Below are 25,054 nucleotides of genomic sequence, written 5' to 3'. Positions count from 1 at the left end.
AAAAGGCATGCGCGAATTCGACATCATCCTGTTCGGGGCGACCGGCTATACCGGCCGGCTGGTGGCGGAGCATCTGCTGACACATTCCGATGTGACCTGGGCGATGGCGGGACGCTCCAGGGACAAGCTCGCGGCGGTGCGCGACGAGATCGGCGCGCCGCGGACGCTGCCGCTGATCCTCGCCGACGCCGACGATCCGGCCTCGCTGGAAGCGATGTGCCGCCGCGCCAAGGTGATCGTTTCGACGGCGGGCCCCTATCAGCTCTACGGCTCGAACCTGGTGGCGGCCTGCGCCAGGACGGGCACCGACTATGTCGACCTGACCGGCGAGTCGCATTGGATCGCGCAGATGATCGCGGCGCACGAGGCCGAGGCGAAGGCGAGCGGCGCACGGCTGGTGTTCTCCTGCGGCTTCGATTCGATACCGTTCGACCTCGGCGTCTATTTCGTCCAGGAGGCGGCGAAGAAAGCGTTCGGCACGTACGCGTCCCGGGTACGCGGGCGCATCCGCGGCATGGTCGGCGGGCTGTCCGGCGGCACGCTGGCGAGCGGACAGGCGTCAATGGCCGCGGCGGCGAAGGATCCGGCGATCGCCCGCACGCTGGGCAATCCCTTCGCGCTGACGCCGGGCTTTCAGGGACCCGAACAGCCGGACGGCAACACGCCCTATGAGGACGAAGCGGTGGGCGCCTGGGTCGGGCCGTTCATGATGGCGGGGATCAACACCAAGGCGGTGCATCGCTCCAATTTCCTGCTCGGCCATCCCTGGGGCACCGACTTCCGCTATTGCGAGATGCAGATGCTGGACGGGCCCCCCAAGGCGGCGGCGGGCGGGCTCGGCGGATTCAATTTCGGCGCCGGCGGCATCCCCAAGCCGGGCGAGGGACCGAGCCGGCAGGAGCGCGACAATGGCTGGTACGACATCCTGTTCGTGGCCGAGACGGCGGACGGGCGCAGCCTGCGCGCCGCCGTGAAGGGCGACCGCGATCCGGGCTATGGCTCGACCTCGAAGATTTTGGCCGAGGCGGCGATCGCGCTCGCCGGCGTGCCGCATACGACGACGCCGGGCGGCTGCTGGAGCCCGGCGGCGGCGATGGCGGAGGCGCTTCTCGAACGACTGCCGAAGAAGGCGGGGTTGAGCTTCGCGGTGGAGGGATGAGACGCCCACTTCACCTTCCGGACGGCGAACAACGAATATAGGACAGTTCAAATAGAGATAACCCATTCATCATTCCATATGGCATCTGGACAACCATTGCGACAATGTCCATTGTGTCGATTATTAAGCGTGGGGATTGGCGGCAAGGCGAAGTGGCTCGCGCCGCCGACATGGGGCGATTTTCAATAGACGATATTCCAGGAATTTCGAAGATCGTTCCGTCGGCGTCTCGGTCGAGCGAACAATGCCGAAATCCCCACCGACAAAAGGAGGGGTTCGATGCGCGGTATAGCAGTCCTGATTTCCGCATGTCTGTTGAGTGCCTGCAGTACCTCGATCTCTTATGCGCCGTGGTCCGACGGAAAACAGATCGAGTCGACCGCGCTGCACTTCAGCCTGCCGTCGTCGAAGATCACGCTGTCGGCGCCGGTGCCCACCGGCCCGGACGGCAAGCCCGCGAGCAAGCCGACGTCCAATTGCCCGGCGGACGTGACCGACGACACCTGGTACGCGTGTTTCAATCAGGTCAACGCGGCATCGGTGATGTCGCCGCCGGACGCGGCCTATGGCAGCTATGTCGCGACGCCCGACGACGGCAAGAATTGGGACCTGACAACGACGGCGATTTCCGGAACGGCGGTCACCGGCCAGGATACGCTCTATTCCATCGTCACCGTTAAATATACGAGCAATGCCGCCGCGGTGATCACGGCGGCCGGGTCGGGCGCGGTGACCGGGTTCGGCATCGCCGGCCCCTATGGCGCGGCCGGCGGGCTTGTCCTGGGAATTGTCCAGGCCACGGTTGCGAACAATCCCGGATCGTTCAATCCCGACGCCGTGCCGCCGCCGGCGCCGACGGTGAGCGACTACATCTGCGACAAGGACAAGAGCAATATCGACTATTCGAAGATGGCCGGCGTGAAGCCCTCCGCCGTCTTTCCGATCAACGTCGTCGCGGAGGGGCGTGCCGAAAAGGCCGGGGCTCCCGTCTTCGCGCCGTCATCGCAACTCGACCATGTGGACCTGCCGGCAAAGCCCGACAGCGCGGGCAATTATCCGGAGGGCGACAACTCGCGCATGTGCTGGCACGCATTGCCGAACGCCAGCCAGCTCGGCATCGTTTCGCCGGTCGCGATCGGAAGCGCAAGGACGAACAAGGGGCCGCGCGTCGCGGTATCCGGCGATGGCTGGCTGTATCGCATCGTCGAGAAAAAGAGCGTTGATGCCGAGGCGACCGAAGCGGGCGCGAAAGAGACGGCCGGCTATTTTGCCGATCCGACAGCGGCGCATTCCGATTTCCCCTACCCCCTGTGCCGCAAAGTCGTCGTGCAGGTGACATGGTGGAAGGCATTCTCCAACGCGCTGGCGGCGGCGAATGCATCCGCCCATGCGGCCAACGCGGCCAATCCGCTGCCCCCGGTGCCGGCAGTGACCTTCGAGACGACGGTCGCCGATCCGCGATATGTGCAGAAGGCGCTTTTGAAAAAGGGCGGCGTGATCAACTTCCGGCCCGATTGCGGCGCGAACGTGACGACCACTGTCGATACCTCGAACGCGGCGATCCTCAACGCGGCGGTCACCGCAACCGAGAACCTCTACAAGGCCGAGCAGACCTGGGCCGCGGGCCAAAAGAAAAAGTAGAACGCGACACGGTGGCGGGGACCCGCGCATGGCAGAGAATACCGACGGCGACGATCGCCCAAGCAGGATCGACAAGCTTTTTTCCGACGGCGAGATGGACAAGTCGAACCGATCGCGCCGTCGCGCCCGGATGCTGCTCGAGGATTTCAAATCGGAACTTGCCGTCGCCGATCCGAACGACGCGACCCTCGATCGCGTCATGGAGGATTTTCTCGCGGAATGCGTCCTCGGCGCGGCCTGGTATCAGGCGAAGTACAAGAACGCGCGGCGTTGGGTGTATTTCTACATCGGCGTCAACATCCTCGCGATCGTCTTTCTGCCGATAAGCCTGATATTGCTCTCAAAGGGTTGGCTCTGGCTTGAACTGAAGGGCACGACCGGGCAGGTGACGAGCCAGATTGCGGGCCTGCTGACTGGCATACTCGGCGTCCAGAAGACTCTATCCACCTGGTATGCGTCGCAGCAGCGATACGCCATGTGGTTCAAGTCGGCGTCGGATCTCAAATCGATCTATTACGGCGTGACGCGGAAGTGGGCCGCCTGCGTCGAGCGCAACCGCGCCGGTTTCGTCGCCGAGCTGCGCGACGCCACGATCGCCGCGCGCAAGATCATCGACGCCGAGGAACTCGACTATTATCAGAAGCTGGTCCTGCCGAGCTTCGATATCCTCGACCTCCTGACCGCCGGCCGCGTGGCCACGTCCAGCCTTGTGACGAGCCTGCTCCCGAGCACGCCGGCCACGCCGATCGCGGTGATCGGCAGAACCGCCATTCCAGCGGCGGGATCGCCGCTGGCGGAGACGACGGACGGCGAAGATCCGAACGGCCTCGTGATCGCACCCGGAGGGCCCAGGCCGCGCTCCGACGTGCAGCTCTATGTGCCGCAGGCCGCCAAGACATGGGCCGGCATCGGCGATCCGGAAGCCTCGCATATCGGGCAGTCGAACTGGATCGCCTATGCGAGCTGGACGAACGACGGCAAGCCGATCCAAAAATTCGTCTCAAGCTGGATCGTGCCGCAGCCGCCCGCCCTGGCGGACTCGCAGGTGATCTACCTGTTCAGCGGAATGCAGACGGCGGATCGCAACACGATCCTGCAACCGGTCCTGCAATGGGGCAGCCACGGCGACGGACTGCCCGGCGACATCGCGACGGGGCCGTTCTGGACCGTCGCGAGCTGGCGTGTCGGGCTGGACGGCGCATGGCACAGCAAGCATGTCCGGGTGTACCCGGGCGACCGCGTGACGGGCGTCATCACGCTCGACCAAATGGCCGGGGGCGGTTTTCACTATACCTGTGAATTCGAAGGCTTGACCGACACATTCCTGCCGACGGTCGCCCCGATCGCGGAACTGAACCAATGCGTTCAGACGCTGGAGGCCTATGTGAAGGAAACCCTGCGGACGCCATACGATCTCGACCCCGGCCTGTATCCCGCGACGCCCGATGTGGTGTTCGAAGACATTTCCGTCGAGGTCGATGGCAAGACCGTAAGACCGCCCTGGGCACCCAAGACGGTGCCACCGACGTCCGCGGTGGCCGACAGGTGCAAATTGCTCGGTACTGGCGCGCAGACCGCGGTGCAGATCGTCTTCCGCTGACAGCGTGGCGACCGCCTTGCCCGCCCGCAAAAGAATGGCGCACCCGAAGAGATTCGAACTCCTGACCCTCAGATTCGTAGTCTGATGCTCTATCCAGCTGAGCTACGGGTGCGTTCAAGGGCGGTGAACCTATTGAGGGGCGCGGCCAAAGGCAAGCGCAACCGAAACCCCCGCCCCACACCCCGCCCGGCCCCCGCGAAACCATCCAAGTCCTTCCCGCTTCGGGAAAAATCTCCCCAGGAAGCGTCATCGCGTACCCTTGTTTGCACGCGCCCCGCTGGTTAAGACTGGCCCGCGAGGGACTCGCGTAACCATGACGCGGGCCCACTGGTGGATCGACCGGCGGCCGTGATGCGGCGGGCGGGGGCGGAGAGCGGCGCATGAAGGGGAATCCGGCGGCAGGGCGGAAGTCTCGCCTGGTCAGTGTCTTGGCGCTCGCGGCCGGCCTCGGCCTGGCGGGGTGTTCGGACCTCGACAATTCGCTGTTCGGCGGCCAGCCCGACGATTCCGGCTCGGTGCCGGGCGGTAACGCCTCCGCGTTTCCCGACCAGGGCTCCGCAGCGGCGGCCACGCCGGGCGCCCCGGGCGCGCTGCCCGGTTCGCTGCCGGGCGGCTCCTCCGGTCCGGCGGCCTCGGGCGGCTCGGCCCCCGTCGTCGCCATCACGCCGGTGTCGATCGAGCCGGGCAGCAATACCGGCACCGCCGTCAGCGCCACCATCGCCACGCTGCGCAGCCAGGTGCAGACGCTGGAAGACCATCTGTCGGCCGACGCCTCGCATCTCAGCGATCTGCGCAACCAGGGCGCGGACGCGGCCGGGACCTATCACGAGTCCCGGGCGCGCATCACCACGCGCCTGCAGATCGGCACGACGCGCGGCAATCCCGAACTCGTCACCGAGTGGAACAACGCGCAATCCGCGCTCGACAGCCTGGCCGGCAACATCAATGCGCTGAATTCGCTGGCCGGCTCGCTCGCCACGGATTCCTCGTCGGCGCATTTCGCGCTCGACCAGATCCAGGCGACCTACAACGTGTCCGGCGCGGTCGACGAGGACCATCGCCAGCTTGCCGTGCTCGAGGACGAAACCAACCAGACCATCGTCTTGATCGACCGGCTGCTGAAGGCGGCGGCGGAAGACACCCAGCGCCAGACGGCTTATGTCGCCAACGAGCGCGCCAACCTCACCACGCTGGCCTCGGCGATCAAGAACGGCGAGCTCTATGGCGCCGATCTGGGCAGCGCGCCGATCGCCACTTCGGCCGGCGGGCCGCTGTCGGCCTCCACCCTGGCCTATGCCGGCACGCCGCTGGTGGTGATCCGGTTCGACCGGCCGGGCGTCGACTATCAGCAGATTCTCTACGCGGCGCTCAGCCAGGCGTTGCAGTCCAAGCCGAATGCCGGCTTCTCGGTCGTCGCGGTGGCGCCGACGCGCGGCACGGCGGCGGCGGTGCAGCTGGCCCAGACCTCGGCCAAGAACCACGCGCAGGAAGTGCTGCGCTCGATGACCGACATGGGCGTGCCAGCCTCGCGGCTGGCGGTGGCGAGCGCGACCGATCCCGGCGCGACGGCGAGCGAGGTGCGGGTGTTCGTGCGGTAATTCCCGCCGATCGAATACGAAAGAGCCCCGCCCGGTGCGGGGCTTTTTTGTTTTCACGCGGAGCCGCGGAGAACGCGGAGTTGCTCTTATCCTCCGCGTTCTCCGCGGCTCCGCGTGAATCCTGTTTGCCCTACGCGCTCAAATTTCGAGATCGGGTGTATGGGTGGCCGGGACAAGCCCGGCCATGACGGTGCGGGGATCAGCTCACCCCGTTCGCCTTGAACCAGGCCAGCATGCGGGACCAGCCCTCTTTCGCGTCCTTCTCATTATAGCTCGGGCGGTAGTCGGCGTTGAAGCCGTGCTGCGCATCGGCGAAGACGTCGATGCGCGAGGTCGTGTTGCCGGAGGCCGCCAGCGCCTTCCTCATGTCCTCGATGTTCTGCGCGGTGATGTGCTCGTCGAGCCCGGCGTAAAGGCCGAGCACCGGCGCCTTCACCTCGGCCGCCAGTTCGATCGCGGTGCGCGGGCGAAGTTCGCTGTCGGTGCCGGCGAGCGGGCCGTACCACGCCGCGCCGGCCTTCACCGCGTGATTGTGCGCCGCATAGAGCCACACGATGCGCCCGCCCCAGCAAAAGCCGGTGACGGCGAGCCTGGCGGTATCGGCGCCCTCGCCCTTGGCGAAGGCGACGGCGGAGTCGAGGTCGCTCATGACTTCCGCGTCCGGCACCTTGGCGACGATGTCGCTGATCAAATCGCCGACATGGGCCAGATCGTACTTCCCCGGGTCGCCCTGGCGGGCATAGAGCGACGGCGCGATGGCATAATAGCCGGTATGGGCGAGGCGGCGGCAGAGGTCCTTGATGTGCTCGTGCACGCCGAACACCTCCTGCACCACCAGTACGACGGCGGTGTCCTTCTTGCCGGCGGGCCGCGCGCGAAAAGCGGGGATGGCGCCGTCGGCGACGGGGATCGAGACCTCGCCGGCATCGAGGCCGCTGGTGTCGGTGACGATGGCGTCGGCGCGGACCGGTCCGGCCGCCAGCGTGAAGCCGGCCACCAGCGTGCCGACAAAGGCGCGGCGCGGAATGGCGAAGCCCTGTTCTCTATCCATGTGATCCTCCCGGGAAGCTGTCGCGGTAACTCTTCATCGCGCCCCATGTCCGCGCTTCGTGGACGCCGCGCGCGATGGCGCGGGCCAGCGTGTCGGCGGCGATGCTGCCCAGCCGCAGGAGCGCGCGGGCGCGCGGTTCGGCGACGGGGCGCGTCGCGGTCGTGAGCGCGAAGACCAGGTCGCCGTCGAACGGGGTGTGGGCGGGACGCAGCGCGCGGGCGAGGCCGTCCGACGCCATCACCGCGATGCGCTTGAGCTCGATGCGCGAGATGTCGGCGTCGAGCGCGACGATGGCGATGGTCGTGTTGGTGCCGGGGCGGGCGGGGCCCTTCATGTCGGCCGGCAGGTCGAGATCGTTCGGCGCCTCGCCGCGCGGACGGCGGCCGCCGAACTCGCCCGCCTGCTCGAACGGCCAGGCCCAGAACACGTCGGTGCCGGGGATGAGCGGCGAGCCCAGCGAATTGACCGCCGCCAGCGCGCCGACCGTGTAGCCGTCATCGGTCACGGCGGAGGCGCTGCCGAGGCCGCCCTTGTAGGCGCCGGCGCGCGCGCCGAGGCCCGCGCCAACATTACCGAGCGGAAAGGCTTCGCCGGCCGCCGCCAGCGCGGCGCGGCCCAGCGCGGCATAGGGCGAGGCCTCGCCCCAGTCCTTATTCCCGCCATTGGTGAGGTCGAACAGGATCGCGGCGGGCACGATGGGCGCCGGCGGCGCGCCGGGCGCCAGGCGAAAGCCCCGTCCGGCGGCGAACAGAGCGGCGGTGACGCCGGACGCCGCGTCCAGCCCGTGCACCGAGCCGCCCGACAGCACGATGGCATCGGCGCGGCCGGCGAGGCTGGCGGGATCGAGCGCGTCGCTCTCGCGCGTGCCGGGCGCGCCGCCGCGCACATCGACGACGGCGGCGAAGGGGGCATCGGCGGTGAGCACGGTGGTGCCGGTGACGACGGCGAGGTCCTGCGCATGCCCAACGCGCAACCCGGCCACGTCGGTGATGAGATTTCGCGCGCCGGGCCGTACCATGTATGCAAGGCTATCGCCTTGGCGGCGGTGCGGAAAGAGCGAGGATTCGATGCGTGCGATGCGCGGCGTGCATTACGCCATAATCTGTCTGTGGCTCGTCGCGAGCGGCGGACAAGCCGCGGAGCCCATCGCCAAGCATCACATGATCGCGGCGGCGAACCCGCTGGCGGCCGAGGCCGGGCGGCAGATGCTGCGCCAGGGCGGCTCGGCGGTGGATGCGGCGATCGCGGCGCAGATGGTGCTGACGCTGGTCGAGCCGGAATCGTCCGGCATCGGCGGCGGCGCCTTCCTGATGCTCTACGATCCCAGGACCAAACAGACGCTGAGCTTCGACGGGCGCGAGGCGGCGCCGGCCAGCGCCACGCCGGGCATGTTCCTGGACGCGACCGGCAAGCCCAGGCCGCATATGGATGCGATCCCCGGTGGGCTTTCGACCGGCGTGCCGGGCGTGATCGCGCTGTTCGACCTGGTGCACAAGCGCTACGGCAGGCTCGCCTGGCCGAAGCTGTTCGATCCGGCGATCGCGCTGGCCGAGAAAGGCTTTCCGGTGAGCCGCAAGCTGGCCGCCGAGCTGCGGCAATATTCGCAGATGGCGAGCATGCCGGGCATCCGGCGCTATTTCTATCACGCGGACGGAACGGCCGTGGCGCAGGGCGAGATCCTGAAGAACCCGGCCTTGGCGAGGACGCTGCGCGCTATCGCGAAGGGCGGCGCCAAGGCGTTCTATACCGGCAAAATCGCGCAGGCCATCGTCGAGGCCGTGCAGCACGCGCCGGTCAATCCGGGCGGCATGACGCTGAAGGACCTCGCTTCCTATCGCGCGCTGGAGCGGCCGGCGGTGTGCGGTCTCTATCGCGCCTACAAGCTCTGCTCGATGGGGCCGCCGAGTTCGGGCGGCGTCGCGGTGCTGCAAATCCTGGGCATGCTGGAGCGGTTTCCGCAGAGCGAATTGGCGCCGGATTCGCTGAGCGAGGTGCATCTCTTCACCCAGGCGAGCCGGCTCGCCTTCGCCGACCGCGCGACCTATCTCGGCGATCCCGACGTGATCAACGTGCCGCTGCGCGGGCTGGTCGACCGCGCCTATCTGGCGCAGCGCTCGGCGCTGATCGATCCGGCCAAGGACATGGGACAGGCCAGCGCCGGCACGCCGCCCGACAAGCGCGCCGATTATGCGCCGCAGCGCAGCGTGCAGCTTCCCGGCACCTCGCATCTGTCGGTGGTCGACGACCGCGGCCAGGTGGTGGCGATGACCACGACCATCGAATTCGCCTTCGGCTCGGAGACGATGGCGAACGGCTTCGTGCTGAACAACGAATTGACCGATTTCTCCTTCGATCCGGTGCTGAACGGCAAGCCGGTGGCCAACGCGCCGGGGCCGGGCAAGCGGCCGATGAGCGCGATGTCGCCGACCATCGTGTTCGACGCGAAAGGCGATTTCGCCATCGCGGCGGGATCGCCGGGCGGGCCGGCGATCATCGACTATGTCGCGCAATCGCTGATCGCGATGATCGACGGGCATATGACCCCGCAGGAGGCCGCGGCGCTGCCGCATCCGTTCAATTCGAACGGGCCGACCGTGCTGGAGAAGGGAACGGCGCTCGAAGCGCTGCAGGCGCCGCTGACCGCGATGGGCCATACGGTGGTGCTCTATCCGCTGGAAAGCGGGTCGCACATCATCGCGCGCGTGCCCGGCGGGTATGTCGGCGGGGCGGATCCGAGACGCGATGGAGTCGCGTTGGGGGATTAGCCATTCGCATCGCGGCGGACTCGATTCGCCCATCCGTCAGGCGCGCATCGGCGCGCCAATATGAATCGCGCGGAGTACGCGGAGAACCCGATATCCTCCGCGTACTCCGCGGCTCCGCGCGAGGTTTATTGAAATGCGCTTCGCGCGATGGATGGTCGGCTTCGAGCGACCGCGTCGGAAGGCCGGCCGTGGCGGATAGTTAGACTGGAAGTCCATGTCATGCGTGAGCGTCATCAAAGGCGCGGCGACACGCTTCGATGCGAGTCCGATTGTCCCGAATCCAAGAGGTAAACCATTCCAGCATTGGCAGCATGCTTGCCCCCATATCGGTGAGTTCATACTCGACGCGGGGCGGTACTTCCGCAAAGTAGTGGCGCAACAGCAGTCCGTCACGCTCCAGATTGCGAAGGGTCAGTGTCAGCATGCGCTGGGTGATCCCCTCGATGTTGTTCTTGAGCGTCGAGAACCGAGCCCGATGATCTGGCGCGACTGCCAAATGGGAGATAACGAGCACGGTCCATTTGTTACCCAGCCGCGCAATAAGGCCGGTCGGTGCGCACGGCCGAAAGCCAAGGCGTTGCTCGATATCGGACGGAGGCCCGCCTTCGATTGCATTATTCAAGGGTATCATCCCTGTGCATGGGGTTCACAAATGTGCCGTCTTCCAGCGCTGTTTTGTGAGTGTATATGAGTAGCCTTCGCTCGCAACGAAGGTGGCTCCCATGACGAAACGGCAAGGCCCAATCCTGGTTTTCGGTTCGACCGGCCAGCAAGGTGGGTCGGTTACGGCGGCTCTCCTGAAGGCCGGCTGGCAAGTCCGCGCGCTGGTTCGCGATCCGGCCTCCGCCAAGTCCGTCACGCTCCGCGAGGCCGGTGTTGATCTCGTGAAGGGGAGCTTGGACGACATCGAGTCGATCCGCGCCGCCATGGCGGGCGTGCACGGTGTTTTCAGCGTCCAGCCAAGTTCCGGACAAGGTGCGCTCTACGGCGTCACCGACGATGACGAGGTGCGCTACGGCACGGCCGTCGCCGATGCCGCCGTGGAGGCTGGCATCGGCCATTTGGTCTATAGCTCCGCATCGGCCGCGGGCGATCAGCCGGTCGGTATCGGATATTTCGACAGCAAGGGACGGATCGAATCCCACATCCGCTCGCTGCCGATCACCGCGACCATCGTTCGACCTGTCAGCTTCATGGACATGCTGGTGAGGCCGGGATTGGGCCTCGACACCGGGCATTACGTCTCGTTCGCCGAGCCGGATCAGTCCGTTCAGGTGATTGCGGTCGAGGACATCGGCAAGTTCGTCGCCGCGATCTTCGCCGATCGGACTCGCTTCAAGGGCGTGACGCTGGAAATCGCCAGCGACATGTTTGTAGCCCGGGATATCGCCACCTTCTTCACCGAGGCAGCGGGCCGCCCCATTACCTATTCGCGCTTTCCGGAACAGGTCCTGGCGGCCAGTCCCTTCCTGGCGCGGATGGCGGATCTCATGAACGGCGGCCCGCTCGCCGGCCATGCCGATATGGATGCATTGCGCGCCATCAACCCCGAGATGCAGTCGTTCCAGTCATGGCTCGCCGGCGCCGGCCGAGAGGCATTCCAGCGGGCTCTCGGAACGGGTGGAGCATGAGGCTCGATCACGCAGAGCCAACGCGAAGGGACTCGCGACGCGACGGAATCCCCGCCCGAGTCAGCCGGCTTGGAAAGTGTTCTAGGCGGTGCGCCGCGCCACCACGAACAGCCGCTTGAACGGGAACAGCGTCGTGCCGTCGGGGCGGCGTGGGTAAGCTCCGCTTATGCGCGTCTTGAAGTCCGCGATGAACGCCTCGCGCTCGGCGCCGTCCAGCGCCTGGACGAAGGGGCGCAGGCCCGTCGCGCTGACCCAGTGATAGACGGCGTCCTCGCCGTTCAGCACGTGGAGATATTCGGTCTCCCAAATGTCCACGGACGCGGCCAGCGGCGCCAGGATGTCGTAACAGCGTTGCGGCGCGAGCGCGGCGACCTCGCGCACATTCCTCAGCTTCGCCGACCACGGGCCGTTCGCGGCGGTCTCGCGCATCAGGGCGTGGCTCGGCGCGTCCATGTTGTGCGGCACCTGGAAGGCGAAGGTGCCGCCGGGCCTGGCGAAGCCGATGAGGCGCGGCAGCAGCGCGGCGTAATCGCCGAGCCATTGCAGCGTCGCGTTGGAGAACACCACGTCATAGGGCGAAGGCGCCGTCCATGCCGCGAGATCGGCGAGGATCCAGTCGGCGGCGATGCCCGACGCCTTGGCCTGCGCCAGCATGTCGGGCGAGGAATCCAGGCCCTCGATATGGGCATCCGGCCAGCGGGCGCGCAGCAGCGCGGTGGAATTGCCCGGGCCGCAACCGAGATCGACGACGCGCGCCGGCGACGGGTCGGGCACGCGCGCGAGCAGATCGGCGGCGGGACGCGTGCGCTCGTCGGCATGGGCGAGATAGATCGCGGGGTTCCAGGTCATGATGTCCGCACATTGTCATGGCCCGCGAATGCGGGCCACCCAGGTGACACCGGCACGGATTTCGAAGGTCTTCTCACAGCTATTTCCTGCAACACCGGTGAAACTTCAACTGGGTGGCCCGCATTCGCGGGCCATGACAGCGTGAGATGGTTACGGGCCATGACACCGATTGGGATTGTCAGAGCAATTCCCTGTCCGGAATTTCGACTCGGAACACCGTGCCGCTTTCGTTCGTCGAAACCAGGACGATGTCGCCGCCATGGGCTCGCGCGAGGTCGCGGGCGATGGCGAGGCCGAGGCCCGAGCCGCCGGCGCGCGCGGTGCTCGCGAAGGGCTGGAACAGGCGCCCATGCAGGTTCGGCGGGATGCCGGGGCCGCTGTCGGCGATCTCGATTGCGACGCGCTGGCCCAGGCGCTGCGCCGTCACACAGATGCGCCCGGGGCAGCCCTGCGCGACCAGCGCCTCGACCGCGTTGCGGATCAGGTTGAGCACCAGCCGGTAAAGCTGTTCGCCGTCGGCATCGACCTCGAGCGCCGCGTCGATCCGGCAGTCGAGCGCGATCTCGATGGGCGCGATACGCGCCTCGATCGCGGCGTCGGCGGCTTCGGCGACGAGCGGCGCCAGCGCCACGAATTTGCGCTGGGGCGGCCTTTCGTCGGCGCGGCCATAGCGCAGCGTGTTGGTGGCGAGCGACACGGCGCGGTCGAGCGAGGCGACCAGGCGCGGCGCCAGTTTCTTGACCACCGGATCGTCGACCGCGCTCAAGCGGTCGGAGGCGAGCTGCGCGTTGGCGAGGATGTTGCGCAGATCGTGCTGGATGCGCGCCACCGCCTGGCCGAGCGCCGCCAGCCGGGTCTTCTGCCGCAGGAAGCCGTAGAGGTCGCGCTGCATCGCGGCGAGCTCGCGCTCGGCGATGCCGATCTCGTCCTGGCGGGCGCTGGCGGAGACGATGCGCGCCGGGTCCTCGGGATTTTCGCGGAACGCGACCATCGCCTCGGTGACCCGCCGCATCGGGCGCACCAGGACGAGATAGAGGCTGGCGAAAACCAGGAAGGCGGTGATCAGCGATACGATAAGGCCGGTGACGATCACCCGCTCGGCATAGGCGACAAGCTGGGCGCGGATCGGCGCCTCCGACAGGATGATGCCGATGGAATCCTCGCCCGGGATGTTGGTCGGCGCGATGACGTGCAGGATGCGGTCGCCGCCGTTCCACAGGCTGTCGAGCGCGTCGATCATGTCGGCGGCGGGCGCCGCATGGGTCAAATCGATGGTGGCGTCGATCCGGCTGGCCTCGCCGTCGACCTGGAAGAGCTGGCGCATGTCCTTGGAGGTGAGCAGGACCTGCATGGCGCCGGCCCGCTTGAGCAGGATGGCGCGGACGTCGTCCGACAGGCCCTGGCCGCCGGGCTCGGTGAAGGGTAGCACGGCCAGTTCGGCGCTCTCGATATGGTTGTCGAGCAGCTCGCGGTGGTAGCGGCCGACCGAGGGCACGAAGATCAGGACCTCGGCCACCATGACGTAGACGACCGTCAGGAGCAGCAGGCGGCCGGAAAGACTATGGGCGACAAGCCCATAGGCGTCGGCCAGTCGGGCACGGAGGCTGCCTTGCATGGCCGGCATAAAGCCCGAAGAAAGGGGCAAATCCTAGCCCGGCCGCCAGCGGGCCCGCTTTGCCCGCGGCGGTTGACAGCCCACTAGCGGAGGCCATAGAACCCCCGCTCTTTCGACGTCAGCCCCGAGAAGCCCATGAAGCGCCCCTATCAGCCCAGCAAGATCGTCCGCAAGCGGCGCCATGGCTTCCGCGCGCGCATGGCCACCAAGGGCGGCCGCAAGGTGCTGGCCCGCCGCCGGGCCCATGGCCGCGCGAAGCTCTCCGCCTGACGGTACGGCCCCGAACCGGGGACGGCCGCTGGAGCACCTGCGAAAACGCCACGAATTCCTGCGCGCCGCGCGCGGCATCCGCCGCGTGACGCCCGGACTCACCCTCGAAATCTGTCCCAATCCGGAGGGCGGCCCGCTCCGCGTCGGCTTCACCGCCAGCCGCAAGGTCGGCGGCGCGGTGGTGCGCAACCGGGCCAAGCGGCGCCTTCGGGCCGCCGCTGCCGAGGTGCTTGCCCTTTGCGGCCTTCCGGCCACCGACTATGTATTGGTGGCGCGGCGGGACACGGCCACGAGGCCCTTCGAAAGCCTCAAATCCGACCTTGCCCAAGCGCTACGCGCCGCCCATCTCAAGCTGGCGCCGCGAGGAGACGCCCGGTGAGCACGGTCCAGGAAAGGCGCGGCGTGGCCGCAAGCGTGCTGATCGCGCCCATAAGGTTCTATCGCGCCTTCGTCTCGCCGTTCTTCCCGCCGGCCTGCCGCTTCCAGCCGACCTGCTCGCAATACGCGATCGAGGCCATCCAGACGCATGGCGCGCTGAAGGGCGCCGGCCTCGCGCTCAGGCGGCTCGCGCGCTGCCATCCCATTTCCTGGCTCGGCGGTTCGTCGGGCTTCGATCCCGTACCGCCCCGATAGGTCAGTCGATGAACAGCAGCAACAACCGCAATCTCATCATCGCGACGCTTCTGTCGGTCGCGATCTTCCTGGGCTGGCAGTTCTTCATCGGCGGGCCGGCGGAGAAAGCGGCGCAGGCGCGCCGCGCGGCGGCCGAGTTGTCGCAGAAACACCCGGCGACACCGGCGGGCACGCCGGCCGGGGTGCCCAGCGTCGCGGGCGGCGGCGGGCCGGTCCATATCTCGCGCACCCAGGCGCTGGCGGTGGGCGGCACGCGGATCAAGATCGACACGCCCGATGTCGACGGCTCGCTGCAGCTCAAGGGCGCGCGGTTCGACGATCTGCGCCTGAAGAAATATCACGACACCGCCGACACCAGGAGCCCGGAGATCGTGCTCCTGGCGCCCAAGGGGACCGAGTATCCCTATTTCGTCGATTTCGGCTGGACCAACGCGCAGGGTGTTCGCCAGCCGCTGCCCAATGACGACACGGTGTGGAAACTGACCGGCGGATCGACGCTGGCGCCGGGCCATCCGGTGACGCTCGCCTGGGACAACGGCCATGGCCTGATCTTCACGCGGCAAATCGAGGTCGACGACAAGTTCATGTTCACCGTCACCGACGGGGTGCGGAACAAAAGCGCGGCGGTGACGACGCTTTATCCTTACGCGCTGGTCGCGCGCGACGGCGTGCCGCCGGGCCAGAAATACTGGGTGCTGCATGAGGGCTTCGTCGCCTGGGCGGATTCGCTGAAGGACGCGAGCTATGACGATTTCAAGGACGACAGCACGCCGCCCAAGACCTTCTCGGCCACCGGCGGCTGGGCCGGCATCACCGACAAATACTGGATGGCCGCCGTCATTCCGCCGCAGCATGAAAACTATGACGGCTCGTTCCGCGCCGACAGCTTCGCCGGCACCAAGGCCTATTATGCGAGCTATCAGCTGGGCGCGCGCAACATCGCGGCGGGCGGCACGGCGAGCGTGACGCATCATCTGTTCGCCGGCGCCAAGGTGGTCGACACGCTGCGCCATTATGAGAGCACGCTCGGCGTGCAGGACTTCGTGATGGCGGTGGATTGGGGCTGGTTCAGGCCGATCACCCAGCCGCTGTTCTGGATCCTGGACTATTTCTACAAGCTGCTCGGCAATTTCGGGCTCGCGATTCTGCTGCTCACGGTCTGCGTCAAGGCGGTGACCTTCCCGATCGCCAACGCCTCGGCCAAGACGATGGCCAAGATGAAGAAGGTCCAGCCCGAGCAGGAGAAGATCAAGGAGCGCTTCGCCGACGATCCGGCCAAGCAGCAGCAGGCGATCATGGAGCTCTATCGCCGCGAGAAGGTGAACCCGGTGACCGGCTGCGTGCCGCAACTGCTGGTCATTCCGGTGTTCTTCTCGCTCTACAAGGTGTTCTTCGTCACCATCGAGATGCGCCAGGCGCCGTTCTATGGCTGGGTCCACGACCTGGCGGCGCCCGATCCGACCTCGATCGTCAACCTGTTCGGTCTTCTGCCCTTCCATCCGCCGAGCTTCATCCCGGCATTCCTCTCCATCGGCATCTGGCCGATCCTGATGGGCATAACCCAATGGGTGCAGACCAAGCTGAACCCGGCGCCGGCCGATCCGATCCAGGCGCGCATGTTCGGGCTGATGCCGATCATGTTCACCTTCATGTTCGCGACGTTCCCGGCGGGCCTGGTGATCTATTACACCTGGAACAACATCCTGGGCGTGGCGCAGCAATGGTACATCATGCGCCGCCAGGGGGTGGAAGTGCACCTGTTCAAGAACCTCAAGCTCGACACGCTGGTCCAGCGGCTGACGGGCGGGAAGGTCGACGCGCCGAAGGCCGCCAACGACAAGTGAGCGCGGCGGACGACGCGGCGGAACTTGCGGCGGCGGTGAAGCTTTTCGCCGGCGCGTGCGATTTCGTGTGGGGTACCGGCGACATCAACAGCCTGCCGCCGGCGGGCTTGCCGGAGATCGCTTTCGTCGGCCGCTCCAACGCCGGCAAGTCGAGCCTGATCAACGCGCTGACCAACCGCAAGACCCTGGCCCGGGTCAGCCACACGCCGGGGCGCACGCGGGAGATCAATTTCTTCAAGCTCGCCGACCGGCTGATGCTGGCCGACCTGCCGGGCTATGGCTATGCCAAGGCCTCCAAGGCGATGACGGCGGAATGGCAGAAGCTGATCTTCGCCTATCTGCGCGGCCGGGCGAGCCTGCGGCGCGTCGTCCTTCTGATCGACGCCCGCCGCGGCGTCCTGGACCTGGACCAGGAGGTCATGAAGCTGCTGGACGAGGCGGCGGTGTCCTATGGCGTCGTGCTAACCAAGATCGACAAGCTGAAGCCCGAGGAAGCGGCGGCGGCGGTGGCGGCGGCCGATGCCGCCGCGCGCAAGCATACGGCGGCGTTTCCGCAGATCTGCGCCACCTCGGCCCATGAGGGGCTTGGCCTGGAGCCCTTGAAGTTGCAACTTGCGGCGTTGGCCCAGCCCTGAGCTTTGGGCTATAAGGCCCGCGCTTTCAGTGGATTAGGCATATGGCGCTTACCGACGAGTTCGGCCAGGAACGCAATCTGCGCGTGATGGCGCGCTGGCGTTCGACCGCGCGCGTCCTGGTCGAGGCGCTGCCCTACATCCTGAAATACGACCAGAAGACCATCGTCGTGAAATTCGGCGGCAACGCCATGGCCGGCGGCGGCACGGCGGCGGATTTCGCCCAGGACATCGTCTTGATGAAGCAGACCGGCATCGATCCGGTCGTGGTGCATGGCGGCGGGCCGCAGATCGGCGCGATGCTGAACAAGCTGCAGATCCCCACCACCTTCGTCGACGGCTTGCGCGTCACCGACCAGGCGGCGATCGACGTGGTCGAGATGGTGCTGACCGGTTCGATCAACAAGCAGATCGTCACCAGCATCAATGCCGCCGGCGGCCGCGCCATCGGCCTGTCGGGCAAGGATTCCACGCTGATGCTGGCCCGCAAGCTCATCAAGAACGGCGTCGATCTCGGCTTCGTCGGCGAGCCGGAGAAGGTCAATCCCGACGTGCTGCACACCGTGATGCGCTCGGAGATCATTCCGGTCATCGCGCCGATCGGCGTCGGCGAGGCCGGCGAGACCTACAACATCAACGCCGACACCGTGGCGGGCGCCATCGCCGGCGCGATGAAGGCCGAGCGCCTGATCCTGCTCACCGATGTCGAGGGCGTGCTGGACCAGGACAAGAAGCTGATCCCGCGCCTGTCGGTGACGGAGGCCCGCGCGCTCATCAAGCGCGGCACCATCAAGGGCGGCATGATCCCCAAGATCGAGACCGCGATCGACGCGGTCGAGGGCGGCGTGCACGCCGCCGTCATCCTGGACGGGCGCATCCCGCATGTCCTGCTGCTCGAACTCTTCACCGAGCACGGCGCCGGTACGCTGATCACCGCGGAATGAACGTGCTGGCGCGCTGCTTTCCAGCCCTTCTGCTCGCGCTCGGGCTGTCGCTGGCCGCGAGCCCGTCGCACGCCGCGCTGACGCTGTGCAACCGCACCTCCTATGTCCTCTATGCCGCGACCGGGACGACGGTGAACGGCGGCGTCGCCACCCAGGGCTGGTCGCGCGTCGCGCCGGGGATCTGCGAGGCCGTGCTGCCGGGCGATCTGACCGCGCCGGCCTATTACCTCTATGCCCGCTCGTCGCAGGCCCATTCGGGGCCGCAGCGCGCCTGGGGCGGCAACGTGAATATCTGCGTCAAGGACACCAATTTCACCAATCGCGACACGATCAACCCGGCGCAGTGCGCGACCGACGATTTCTTCGGGCTGCCCTTCGCCACGGTCGACACCCATCATCTCAAATCCTGGACCGCGACGTTCAGCGAAACGCCGCAGCTTACCAGCCTGCCGCAGGCCCAGCTCGCCGGCCTCAAGCGGCTCCTGCGCGACGCCGGCTATCGCATCGGCGCGATCGACGCCGCGCCCGACCGGGCGACCGACGCGGCGCTGGCCGATTTCCGCAAGAAGCTGCGGCTCTCGCCGACCGCCAGCGTCGCCGATGTGTTCGACGCGCTGGAGACCGAAGCGCTGAAGAACGCGACGCCGGCGGGCTATGCGGTGTGCAACGACACGGCCAAGGCGGTGGCGGCGGCGACCGGCCAGAAGCTGCGCAACGACTGGATCAGCCATGGCTGGTGGAAGATCGCGGCGGGAAGCTGCGCCAAGGTGATGGACGATCTCAGCGCGGTGGATTCGGTCTATCTCTTCGTGCAGCGGATCGGCGGGGCGCCGCTGGTGACCGGGCCGAACAAGTTCTGCGTCGCCGATATCGAGTTCGACATCCAGGGCCGGGGCCGCTGCGCCGGCCGCGGCCTGACCGAGCTGGGCTTCGCCGAGAACCGGGTGAAGGGCCTGATGGGTTTCGCCGCGCATGTCGGCGAGACCGGCCTGATCAAGCCGCCGCCGCGCCGGCCGGGGAAGTGACGCGAGCCTGGTTTGCGGTCAGCTATACGAACAAATCGTCATCGCCCGCTTCATGCGGGCGATCCAATTTGGCCGAGCGGAAAAATGGATTGCCCGGACAAGCCGGGCAATGACGGTCTTTTTTGTTTCTGTCGAATCAAAGCTGGACGTCACACCGCGACGTCGAAATAGCTCAGATGCCAGCGCATCTCGTCCTCGGTCATAGGGAAATGCACGCCGGCGCGGGCCGGCAGCAACTCGCCGGCGGGGAGCTTCATCACGAAGCTCTGGATCTTGAAGGCCAGCCGCATGCTGAGCCTGGCGTGCCACACCAGCGCCGTCAGCGGCTTGGCCGAGCGCGAGGCGAGAATCTTGCGCACCGTCGCCTCCGGCACGCGGGCAAGCTCGGCCAGCGCCAGGACGACCACGTCGCGCTGGCCGGCATTGGCGGCCTGCTCGATGAACGGCTCGTCGAGCTTGCCGCCGGCGCGCGCCGCCGCCACGTCGCGCAGCGCCAGATCGGTCGCGGAGGAAGCGGGCTTGCCCTCTTCGGCGAGCCGGGCGCGCAATTCCTTGGCCAACTGATGTTCGATCTCGCCGTCCAGGCCATAACGCGTGACGAGCTGCTCGATCAGGCTCGAACCGACGAAGGTGGCGATGCGCAGGATGGCGCGCTTGGAGAGGTCGGCGCGCAGCACGAGCGGCACCTGCCAGGACTGGATCTTCTCGGCCTGGGCGGCGATGTCGTCGAGCGTCTTGCCGCGAATCCTGGCATCGGGATTGGCAAGAAGCGCGGCGATCGCGGGGATGTCGAGCGAGCTGACCAGCGCATCGCACACCGCCGGGCTCACCGTGCCGCGCCGGGCGATGGCGGCGAGGACCTCTTCGGCCTTCGCCGCGGCGATGATCTCCATCAGGTCGGTGTCGGAGAGCAGCGGCGAATATTCCAGGATCGGCGCCGCCACGATGGCGTCGAGATCGCGCGCCAGGGTGAGCACGATGAATTTGGGGATGCAGTCGAGCGTCTTGATCCCGTCCGCCAGGATGGCGCGGACGCGCGAAACCTGGTCGCGGGCGAGGCGCTCCAGCGTCTCGATGGTCAGCGCATGGATATGGGCGCCTTCCTCGGCCGAGAGGCTCGGCATCAGCCGGGCGATCTTGCGGGCGAGCTCGGCGCGGACATCCTCGTCGTCGTCGTCGGCCAGGCGGCGATTGGCCCGGGCCGGCGCCGCGATATTCGCGGCCACGGCGCGGCGGGTGGCGGGCGCGCCGTTCTCGGCCAGATAGGTCAGGACCTTCGGCCCGGCATCGGCGCGGCAGGCCAGCTCGCTCTGCGCCGCCTGGGTGCGCGCCTCCAGCCGCGCCAGGACCTCCTCGCGCGTCATGGAAGGCGTCTTGGCCGCTTCCCGTCCCATCCCGCGATTGTCCGGGGCCCGGGTTTACCTTGGTTTAAGAGACGTGGTTGAGGAAGCCTTACGATGCTTGCCTGAAACGGCGGCTTCGCCCAAGGTCCCGCCATGCGTAGCGCAGCCGCCGTCGACGACGACCGCCAGGGGCCGGATTTCGCCCATGTCGAGACCTGGGTCTTCGACCTCGACCATACGCTCTACACCTTCAACGAGGCCCAGCACGCCGAGATGGAGGAGCGCATCTGCCGCTATGTCCAGCGCCATTTCGCGCTGCCGCGCAACGCCGCCTGGGAAATGCAGAAGCATTACCTGAAGGAATATGGCAGCACGCTGGCCGGGCTGATGGTCCATCAGAAGATCGATCCCGACGCCTATCACGACGACATCAACGATATCGAGGCGCTGGACCTTCAGCCCGACGCGGGCCTGCGCGCGGGGCTCGCGCGGCTGCCGGGGCGGCGGCTGGTCTTCACCAACAATTGCGGCCGCTTCGCCCATGCGGTGCTGACGCGGCTGGGGGTGGACGATCTGTTCGACACCATCGTGGACGCCAAGGCGATGGGCTTCGTGCCCAAGCCCAAACCGCCGGCCTATGAGGCGCTGCTGGCGCGCGGCAAATTCGATCCCGCCCGCGCCGCCTTGTTCGACGATTCGCCCCGAAACCTCGTGCCGGCCCGGGCGCTGGGCATGACCACGGTGTGGTTCAACGACGGCAAGGGCCAGTCCTATTGGCGGATCGACAATCCTGAACTTCACATCGATCACGAAACCGATCATCTTGCCGGCTTCTTGCATTCGATCAGGATCTGAAGCCATGACCCAGGAACTCGCCCGCATCGTCGACGCGGCGTGGGACAATCGCGACGCGCTGAACGCGAACACCCGGGGCGACGTGCGCGAGGCGGTCGAGACCGCGCTCGCAGAACTCGACGCGGGCCGCGCGCGCGTCGCCGAGAAGCACGCGGGCGAATGGGTCGTGCATCAATGGCTGAAGAAGGCCGTGCTGCTGTCCTTCCGGCTGAACGCGATGAAGCTGATCGAGGGCGCGCCGGGCGACGCGTCGTGGTGGGACAAGGTCGATTCGAAATTCGAATATTGGGACGCGGAGCGATTCCAGGCGGCGGGCTTTCGCGCCGTGCCCGGCGCCATCGTGCGGCGCTCCGCCTTCATCGCCAGGGGCGTCGTGCTGATGCCGAGCTTCGTCAATGTCGGCGCTTATGTCGGCGAGAACACGATGATCGACACCTGGGCGACGGTCGGCTCCTGCGCCCAGGTCGGCGCCAACTGTCACATCTCCGGCGGCGCGGGGCTGGGCGGCGTCCTGGAGCCGTTGCAGGCCGCGCCCACCATCATCGAGGACAATTGCTTCATCGGCGCGCGGTCGGAAGTCGCCGAGGGCGTGATCGTGGGCGAAGGCTCGGTGCTGGCGATGGGCACGTTCCTGACCTCGACCACCAAGATCGTCGACCGCCATACCGGCGAGATCGTGACCGGGCGGGTGCCGCCCTATTCGGTGGTGGTGCCGGGCTCGCTGGGCGGCGGGCCGGGCAAGCCGTCGCTCTATTGCGGCGTCATCATCAAGACGGTGGACGAGCGCACGCGGTCCAAGACCTCGATCAACGAGCTTCTACGCGATTGACGCGTCGCAATACGGATTAACCCTTCACGCGAAGGGCGCGGCGGGCGATACTCGTCCATCGAAGGCGGGGGCTTTCCATGGGTCTGGGTCATTATCTCTTCGGCTTTTCCGGCCGCATCAATCGCGCCAAGCAATGGGCCGTGCTGCTGGTGAGCCTGGTTCATGTCGCGCTGGTCTGCGTCGTCTTCGCCTACACGCTCGGCGGCCACACCATCGTCGCGCTGGCCCATGGGGAGACGACGCTGGCGGCCGTCGCCGCATCGCCGCAGGGGCACATGTTCGGCATCGTCTTCTGCGTGCTGTACGTGGTCGGTCTTTACATCGGCCTCGCGGTGGCGACGAAGCGGCTGCACGACCGCAACAAGAGCGCGTGGTGGCTGATCGTGTTCTTCCTGCTGCCGGCGGTGTTGCAGATACCCACTTTCATGATCATGCCGCAGTTGCTCGCCAATATCGGCGCAGCGATCCACGCGGCGCAGAACCATCTGCCGCCGCCGCCCCAGCCGGTCCAGCCGCCGCTGGTCCTGATCGCGCGCGGCGCGGCGACCATCATCGGACTATGGGCCTTCGTCGAGCTCTACATCCTGCGCGGCACAGTGGGCGACAACCGCTTCGGACCCGATCCGCTGGCCGGAAGCTAGTGTCCTGAGTCACAAGTTCGCCACCATAGATTCGCGTTAGATTCGTGCTTGGCCCTCATGCTTTTCTGGAAGCGAAGCGGGAGCGGACGGATGGCGGGTCGGCAAGTTTCAGGGCTGGAGCTGAGCGCTGAAGAGCGTTCGGAGCTTGTGTCGCTATCCTCGCGGCGCAAAACGGCGCAAGCCTTGGCGCTGCGGGCGCGGATCGTCCTGGCCTGCGTGGACAGCGGACAGAACGACAAGCAGGTCGCGGCAGCACTGGGCCTGGACCGCTCGACGGTCGGCAAGTGGCGACGCCGCTTCCTTGCGCAGGGCATAGACGGCTTGCACGACGAGGCGCGCTCAGGTGCGCCACGTTCCATTGACGATGCGCGCATCGAAGCGGTCATCGTCAAGACGCTGGAGAGCATGCCTGCCAATGCCACGCATTGGAGTTCGCGCGGCATGGCCAAGGCCAGCAACGTGTCGGTCTCCAGCGTGCAGCGCATCTGGCGCGCCTTCGGCTTGCAGCCCCACCGGATGGAGACGTTCAAGCTCTCGACCGACCCGAACTTCGTGTCCAAGGTGCGCGACGTGGTGGGCCTCTATGTCTCGCCGCCGCAGCACGCCATCGTGCTGTGCGTGGACGAGAAGTCCCAGATCCAGGCGCTCGACCGCAGCCAGCCGATGCTGCCGATGCGGCCGGGCCAACCGGCACGAAGGACCCACGACTACAAGCGGCACGGCACCACGTCGTTGTTTGCGGCTCTGGACATCGCCACGGGCCATGTCATCGGCAAATGCTACAGCCGCCACCGCGCAGCCGAGTTCCGCAGCTTCCTCGACGAGATCGAAGCCGCCGTGCCGGCCGATCTCGACGTTCACTTGGTCATGGACAACTACGCCACCCACAAGACGCCGATGGTGCGCAAATGGTTCGCCAAACGGCCGCGCTGGCATGTGCATCTGACACCGACAAGCGCATCTTGGCTCAATCAGGTCGAGCGCTTCTTCGCTCTCATAACCGGCAACAAGATCAGGCGTGGCGTCTATCGAAGCGTCGCAGCGTTGCGCGCCGACATCTCATCCTTCATCGACAAACACAACGCCAGTCCAAAACCCTTCCGGTGGACGAAGTCCGCAGACGACATCCTCGCTTCTATCGAGAGGTTCTGCCGCTACAACGCACCGGCCAAGCCGTGACAAAAGATAGCGAACTTCTGGTTCAGGACACTAGCCGCGCGCCTGCACCGCGGCGGCGAGCGCTTCGGGGTCGATGCCGAGCGCCTGCACGATGGGCGCGTAGACCGCCATCTGTGCCGCGCCCGTCGGCCCCAGCGTCAGCCCGCCATCGACCACCAGGGCGTGGCCGTTGACGAAGCCGGCGCCGTCCGACGCCAGGTAGAGCGCGGCCTCGGCGATGTCGCGGGCGCGGCCGCCGCGCGGGATGGGCTGCAAGGTCGCGCCGGCCTCCGCGATGGCCTCGATCCGCGTCTCGCCGATCTGGCTGGGGATGCCCATGGCCTGGGCGAAGATGTTGGTGGCGATCACGCCGGGGCAGATGCAGTTGACGCGGATGTTCTCGGCGCCGAGCTGCGCCGCTGCCATATGCGTCAGGTGCACGATGGCCGCCTTGGCGGTGGAATAGAGCAGCGGGCCGTAGCCGGTGCGGATGCCGGCGACCGAAGCGGTGGAAATGATCGATCCGCCGCCGGCCGCGCGCATCAGGGGCACGGCGTATTTGATCCCGAACAGCGCGGCGCGGACATGCAGGTGCATCACCGCGTCGAAGCTCTCGGCCGTGACGGCGTCGGCCGGATCGTTGGCGCCGCCGGTGCCGGCATTGTTGAAGAGAATATCGAGGCGGCTGAAATGGCGCTTCGCCGCGGTGACGGCTTTCTCGATGTCCTTCTCCTGCGTCACGTCGCAGCGGACGTAGTGCGCCACGCCCTTATGGTCCTCCTCGATGCGGGCGCCCTTGTCGTCCTGGATGTCGGCGGCGATCACGCATGCCCCTTCCGCGACAAAGAGATCGACCGTGGCGCGGCCGATGCCGCTGGCCGCGCCGGTGACGACGGCGACCTTGCCTTCCAGACGACCGGCCATGAGAACCTCCCTTTTCGCTTTGATTGACCATAGCGAGGGGTGCGCGT

24 protein-coding genes and 1 tRNA gene are annotated in these 25,054 nt (G+C 67.0%); 17 read left to right on the top strand and 8 right to left on the bottom strand.

The features are described from left to right. Positions 1–7 precede the first annotated feature (7 nt). The 3 genes from WDM86_12075 (at position 8) to WDM86_12065 (ending at position 4,400) form a co-directional block, all read left to right on the top strand. Positions 8–1,159 (top strand): saccharopine dehydrogenase NADP-binding domain-containing protein, encoded by a 1,152-nt coding sequence (locus tag WDM86_12075; protein ID MEI9990766.1) that lies wholly within the window; start codon positions 8–10, stop codon positions 1,157–1,159. 279 nt (positions 1,160–1,438) lie between these two features. After that, positions 1,439–2,800, top strand: coding sequence for a hypothetical protein (locus WDM86_12070; protein ID MEI9990765.1), 1,362 nt, complete (start codon positions 1,439–1,441; stop codon positions 2,798–2,800). A gap of 28 nt (positions 2,801–2,828) precedes the next feature. After that, on the top strand, positions 2,829–4,400 hold the full coding sequence (locus WDM86_12065; GenBank protein MEI9990764.1) for a hypothetical protein: 1,572 nt from the start codon (positions 2,829–2,831) through the stop codon (positions 4,398–4,400). Between the two features lie 35 nt (positions 4,401–4,435). Here WDM86_12065 and WDM86_12060 read toward each other — a convergent pair. Beyond that, positions 4,436–4,512, bottom strand: a tRNA-Arg gene (locus tag WDM86_12060). Between the two features lie 268 nt (positions 4,513–4,780). Here WDM86_12060 and WDM86_12055 point away from each other — a divergent pair. After that, positions 4,781–5,998, top strand: coding sequence for a hypothetical protein (locus tag WDM86_12055; protein MEI9990763.1), 1,218 nt, complete (start codon positions 4,781–4,783; stop codon positions 5,996–5,998). A 199-nt stretch (positions 5,999–6,197) separates the two neighbouring features. Here WDM86_12055 and WDM86_12050 read toward each other — a convergent pair whose 3' ends face one another. Next, complete coding sequence (locus tag WDM86_12050) at positions 6,198–7,049, bottom strand: dienelactone hydrolase family protein (GenBank protein ID MEI9990762.1); 852 nt, start codon at positions 7,047–7,049, stop codon at positions 6,198–6,200. Then, the gene (locus WDM86_12045; protein ID MEI9990761.1) at positions 7,042–8,067 is read right to left on the bottom strand and encodes a P1 family peptidase; all 1,026 of its coding nucleotides are present in this window, start codon (positions 8,065–8,067) and stop codon (positions 7,042–7,044) included. The genes WDM86_12050 and WDM86_12045 overlap by 8 nt, the downstream gene beginning before the upstream one ends. Before the next feature lie 49 nt (positions 8,068–8,116). Here WDM86_12045 and ggt point away from each other — a divergent pair, with 49 nt between their 5' ends. Continuing rightward, a complete protein-coding gene (ggt, locus tag WDM86_12040; GenBank protein MEI9990760.1) occupies positions 8,117–9,814 on the top strand; it encodes a gamma-glutamyltransferase in 1,698 nt (565 codons plus the stop codon). 217 nt (positions 9,815–10,031) lie between these two features. On the opposite strand, the gene WDM86_12035 is transcribed toward ggt, so the two are convergent. Beyond that, complete coding sequence (locus tag WDM86_12035) at positions 10,032–10,436, bottom strand: helix-turn-helix domain-containing protein (protein MEI9990759.1); 405 nt, start codon at positions 10,434–10,436, stop codon at positions 10,032–10,034. A gap of 100 nt (positions 10,437–10,536) precedes the next feature. Here WDM86_12035 and WDM86_12030 point away from each other — a divergent pair, with 100 nt between their 5' ends. After that, entirely contained in the window at positions 10,537–11,445 is a 909-nt protein-coding gene (locus WDM86_12030) for an NmrA/HSCARG family protein (protein MEI9990758.1), read from the top strand. Positions 11,446–11,526: 81 nt separating this feature from the next. On the opposite strand, the gene tam is transcribed toward WDM86_12030, so the two are convergent. Both tam and WDM86_12020 read right to left on the bottom strand, forming a co-directional pair. Then, positions 11,527–12,294, bottom strand: a complete 768-nt coding sequence (gene tam / locus WDM86_12025; protein MEI9990757.1) for a trans-aconitate 2-methyltransferase — start codon at positions 12,292–12,294, stop codon at positions 11,527–11,529. A 178-nt stretch (positions 12,295–12,472) separates the two neighbouring features. Next, positions 12,473–13,909: a HAMP domain-containing sensor histidine kinase gene (locus tag WDM86_12020; GenBank protein ID MEI9990756.1), complete on the bottom strand. Its 1,437-nt coding sequence runs from the start codon at positions 13,907–13,909 to the stop codon at positions 12,473–12,475. 135 nt (positions 13,910–14,044) lie between these two features. On the opposite strand from WDM86_12020, the gene rpmH reads away from it, so the two are divergent. From rpmH to WDM86_11985, 7 genes are read left to right on the top strand one after another with little or no spacing between them, the layout of a single operon-like run. Next, the gene (rpmH, locus tag WDM86_12015) at positions 14,045–14,179 is read left to right on the top strand and encodes a 50S ribosomal protein L34 (GenBank protein ID MEI9990755.1); all 135 of its coding nucleotides are present in this window, start codon (positions 14,045–14,047) and stop codon (positions 14,177–14,179) included. Continuing rightward, positions 14,154–14,558, top strand: a complete 405-nt coding sequence (rnpA, locus tag WDM86_12010; protein ID MEI9990754.1) for a ribonuclease P protein component — start codon at positions 14,154–14,156, stop codon at positions 14,556–14,558. Before rpmH ends, rnpA begins: the two co-directional genes overlap by 26 nt. After that, positions 14,555–14,812 carry a membrane protein insertion efficiency factor YidD gene (yidD, locus tag WDM86_12005; protein MEI9990753.1) on the top strand — a complete coding sequence of 86 codons (258 nt, stop codon included), beginning with the start codon at positions 14,555–14,557 and terminating at the stop codon, positions 14,810–14,812. Before rnpA ends, yidD begins: the two co-directional genes overlap by 4 nt. 8 nt (positions 14,813–14,820) lie before the next feature. Further along, positions 14,821–16,656: a membrane protein insertase YidC gene (gene yidC, locus WDM86_12000; protein ID MEI9990752.1), complete on the top strand. Its 1,836-nt coding sequence runs from the start codon at positions 14,821–14,823 to the stop codon at positions 16,654–16,656. Next, entirely contained in the window at positions 16,653–17,291 is a 639-nt protein-coding gene (yihA, locus tag WDM86_11995; GenBank protein ID MEI9990751.1) for a ribosome biogenesis GTP-binding protein YihA/YsxC, read from the top strand. Before yidC ends, yihA begins: the two co-directional genes overlap by 4 nt. Positions 17,292–17,332: 41 nt before the next feature. Beyond that, a complete protein-coding gene (gene argB / locus WDM86_11990) occupies positions 17,333–18,232 on the top strand; it encodes an acetylglutamate kinase (protein MEI9990750.1) in 900 nt (299 codons plus the stop codon). Beyond that, positions 18,229–19,257, top strand: a complete 1,029-nt coding sequence (locus WDM86_11985; GenBank protein MEI9990749.1) for a DUF1036 domain-containing protein — start codon at positions 18,229–18,231, stop codon at positions 19,255–19,257. Before argB ends, WDM86_11985 begins: the two co-directional genes overlap by 4 nt. A gap of 149 nt (positions 19,258–19,406) precedes the next feature. On the opposite strand, the gene WDM86_11980 is transcribed toward WDM86_11985, so the two are convergent. After that, a complete protein-coding gene (locus WDM86_11980; protein MEI9990748.1) occupies positions 19,407–20,621 on the bottom strand; it encodes a DUF2336 domain-containing protein in 1,215 nt (404 codons plus the stop codon). Between the two features lie 132 nt (positions 20,622–20,753). Here WDM86_11980 and WDM86_11975 point away from each other — a divergent pair, with 132 nt between their 5' ends. The 4 genes from WDM86_11975 (at position 20,754) to WDM86_11960 (ending at position 24,104) form a co-directional block, all read left to right on the top strand. After that, positions 20,754–21,455, top strand: coding sequence for a pyrimidine 5'-nucleotidase (locus WDM86_11975; GenBank protein ID MEI9990747.1), 702 nt, complete (start codon positions 20,754–20,756; stop codon positions 21,453–21,455). A gap of 4 nt (positions 21,456–21,459) precedes the next feature. After that, a complete protein-coding gene (gene dapD, locus WDM86_11970; protein MEI9990746.1) occupies positions 21,460–22,284 on the top strand; it encodes a 2,3,4,5-tetrahydropyridine-2,6-dicarboxylate N-succinyltransferase in 825 nt (274 codons plus the stop codon). Positions 22,285–22,361: 77 nt separating this feature from the next. Then, on the top strand, positions 22,362–22,925 hold the full coding sequence (locus WDM86_11965; GenBank protein ID MEI9990745.1) for a DUF805 domain-containing protein: 564 nt from the start codon (positions 22,362–22,364) through the stop codon (positions 22,923–22,925). Between the two features lie 90 nt (positions 22,926–23,015). Continuing rightward, a complete protein-coding gene (locus WDM86_11960; protein MEI9990744.1) occupies positions 23,016–24,104 on the top strand; it encodes an IS630 family transposase in 1,089 nt (362 codons plus the stop codon). Positions 24,105–24,134: 30 nt separating this feature from the next. Here WDM86_11960 and WDM86_11955 read toward each other — a convergent pair whose 3' ends face one another. After that, positions 24,135–25,007 carry an SDR family oxidoreductase gene (locus WDM86_11955; protein ID MEI9990743.1) on the bottom strand — a complete coding sequence of 291 codons (873 nt, stop codon included), beginning with the start codon at positions 25,005–25,007 and terminating at the stop codon, positions 24,135–24,137. Positions 25,008–25,054: the final 47 nt, after the last annotated feature.

The sequence above is a fragment of the Rhizomicrobium sp. genome (assembly GCA_037200045.1).
In the GTDB taxonomy this organism is placed as follows: domain Bacteria; phylum Pseudomonadota; class Alphaproteobacteria; order Micropepsales; family Micropepsaceae; genus Rhizomicrobium.
Note: the sequence above shows the minus strand (reverse complement) of the source record. Positions and strands in the feature narration are given on the sequence as shown.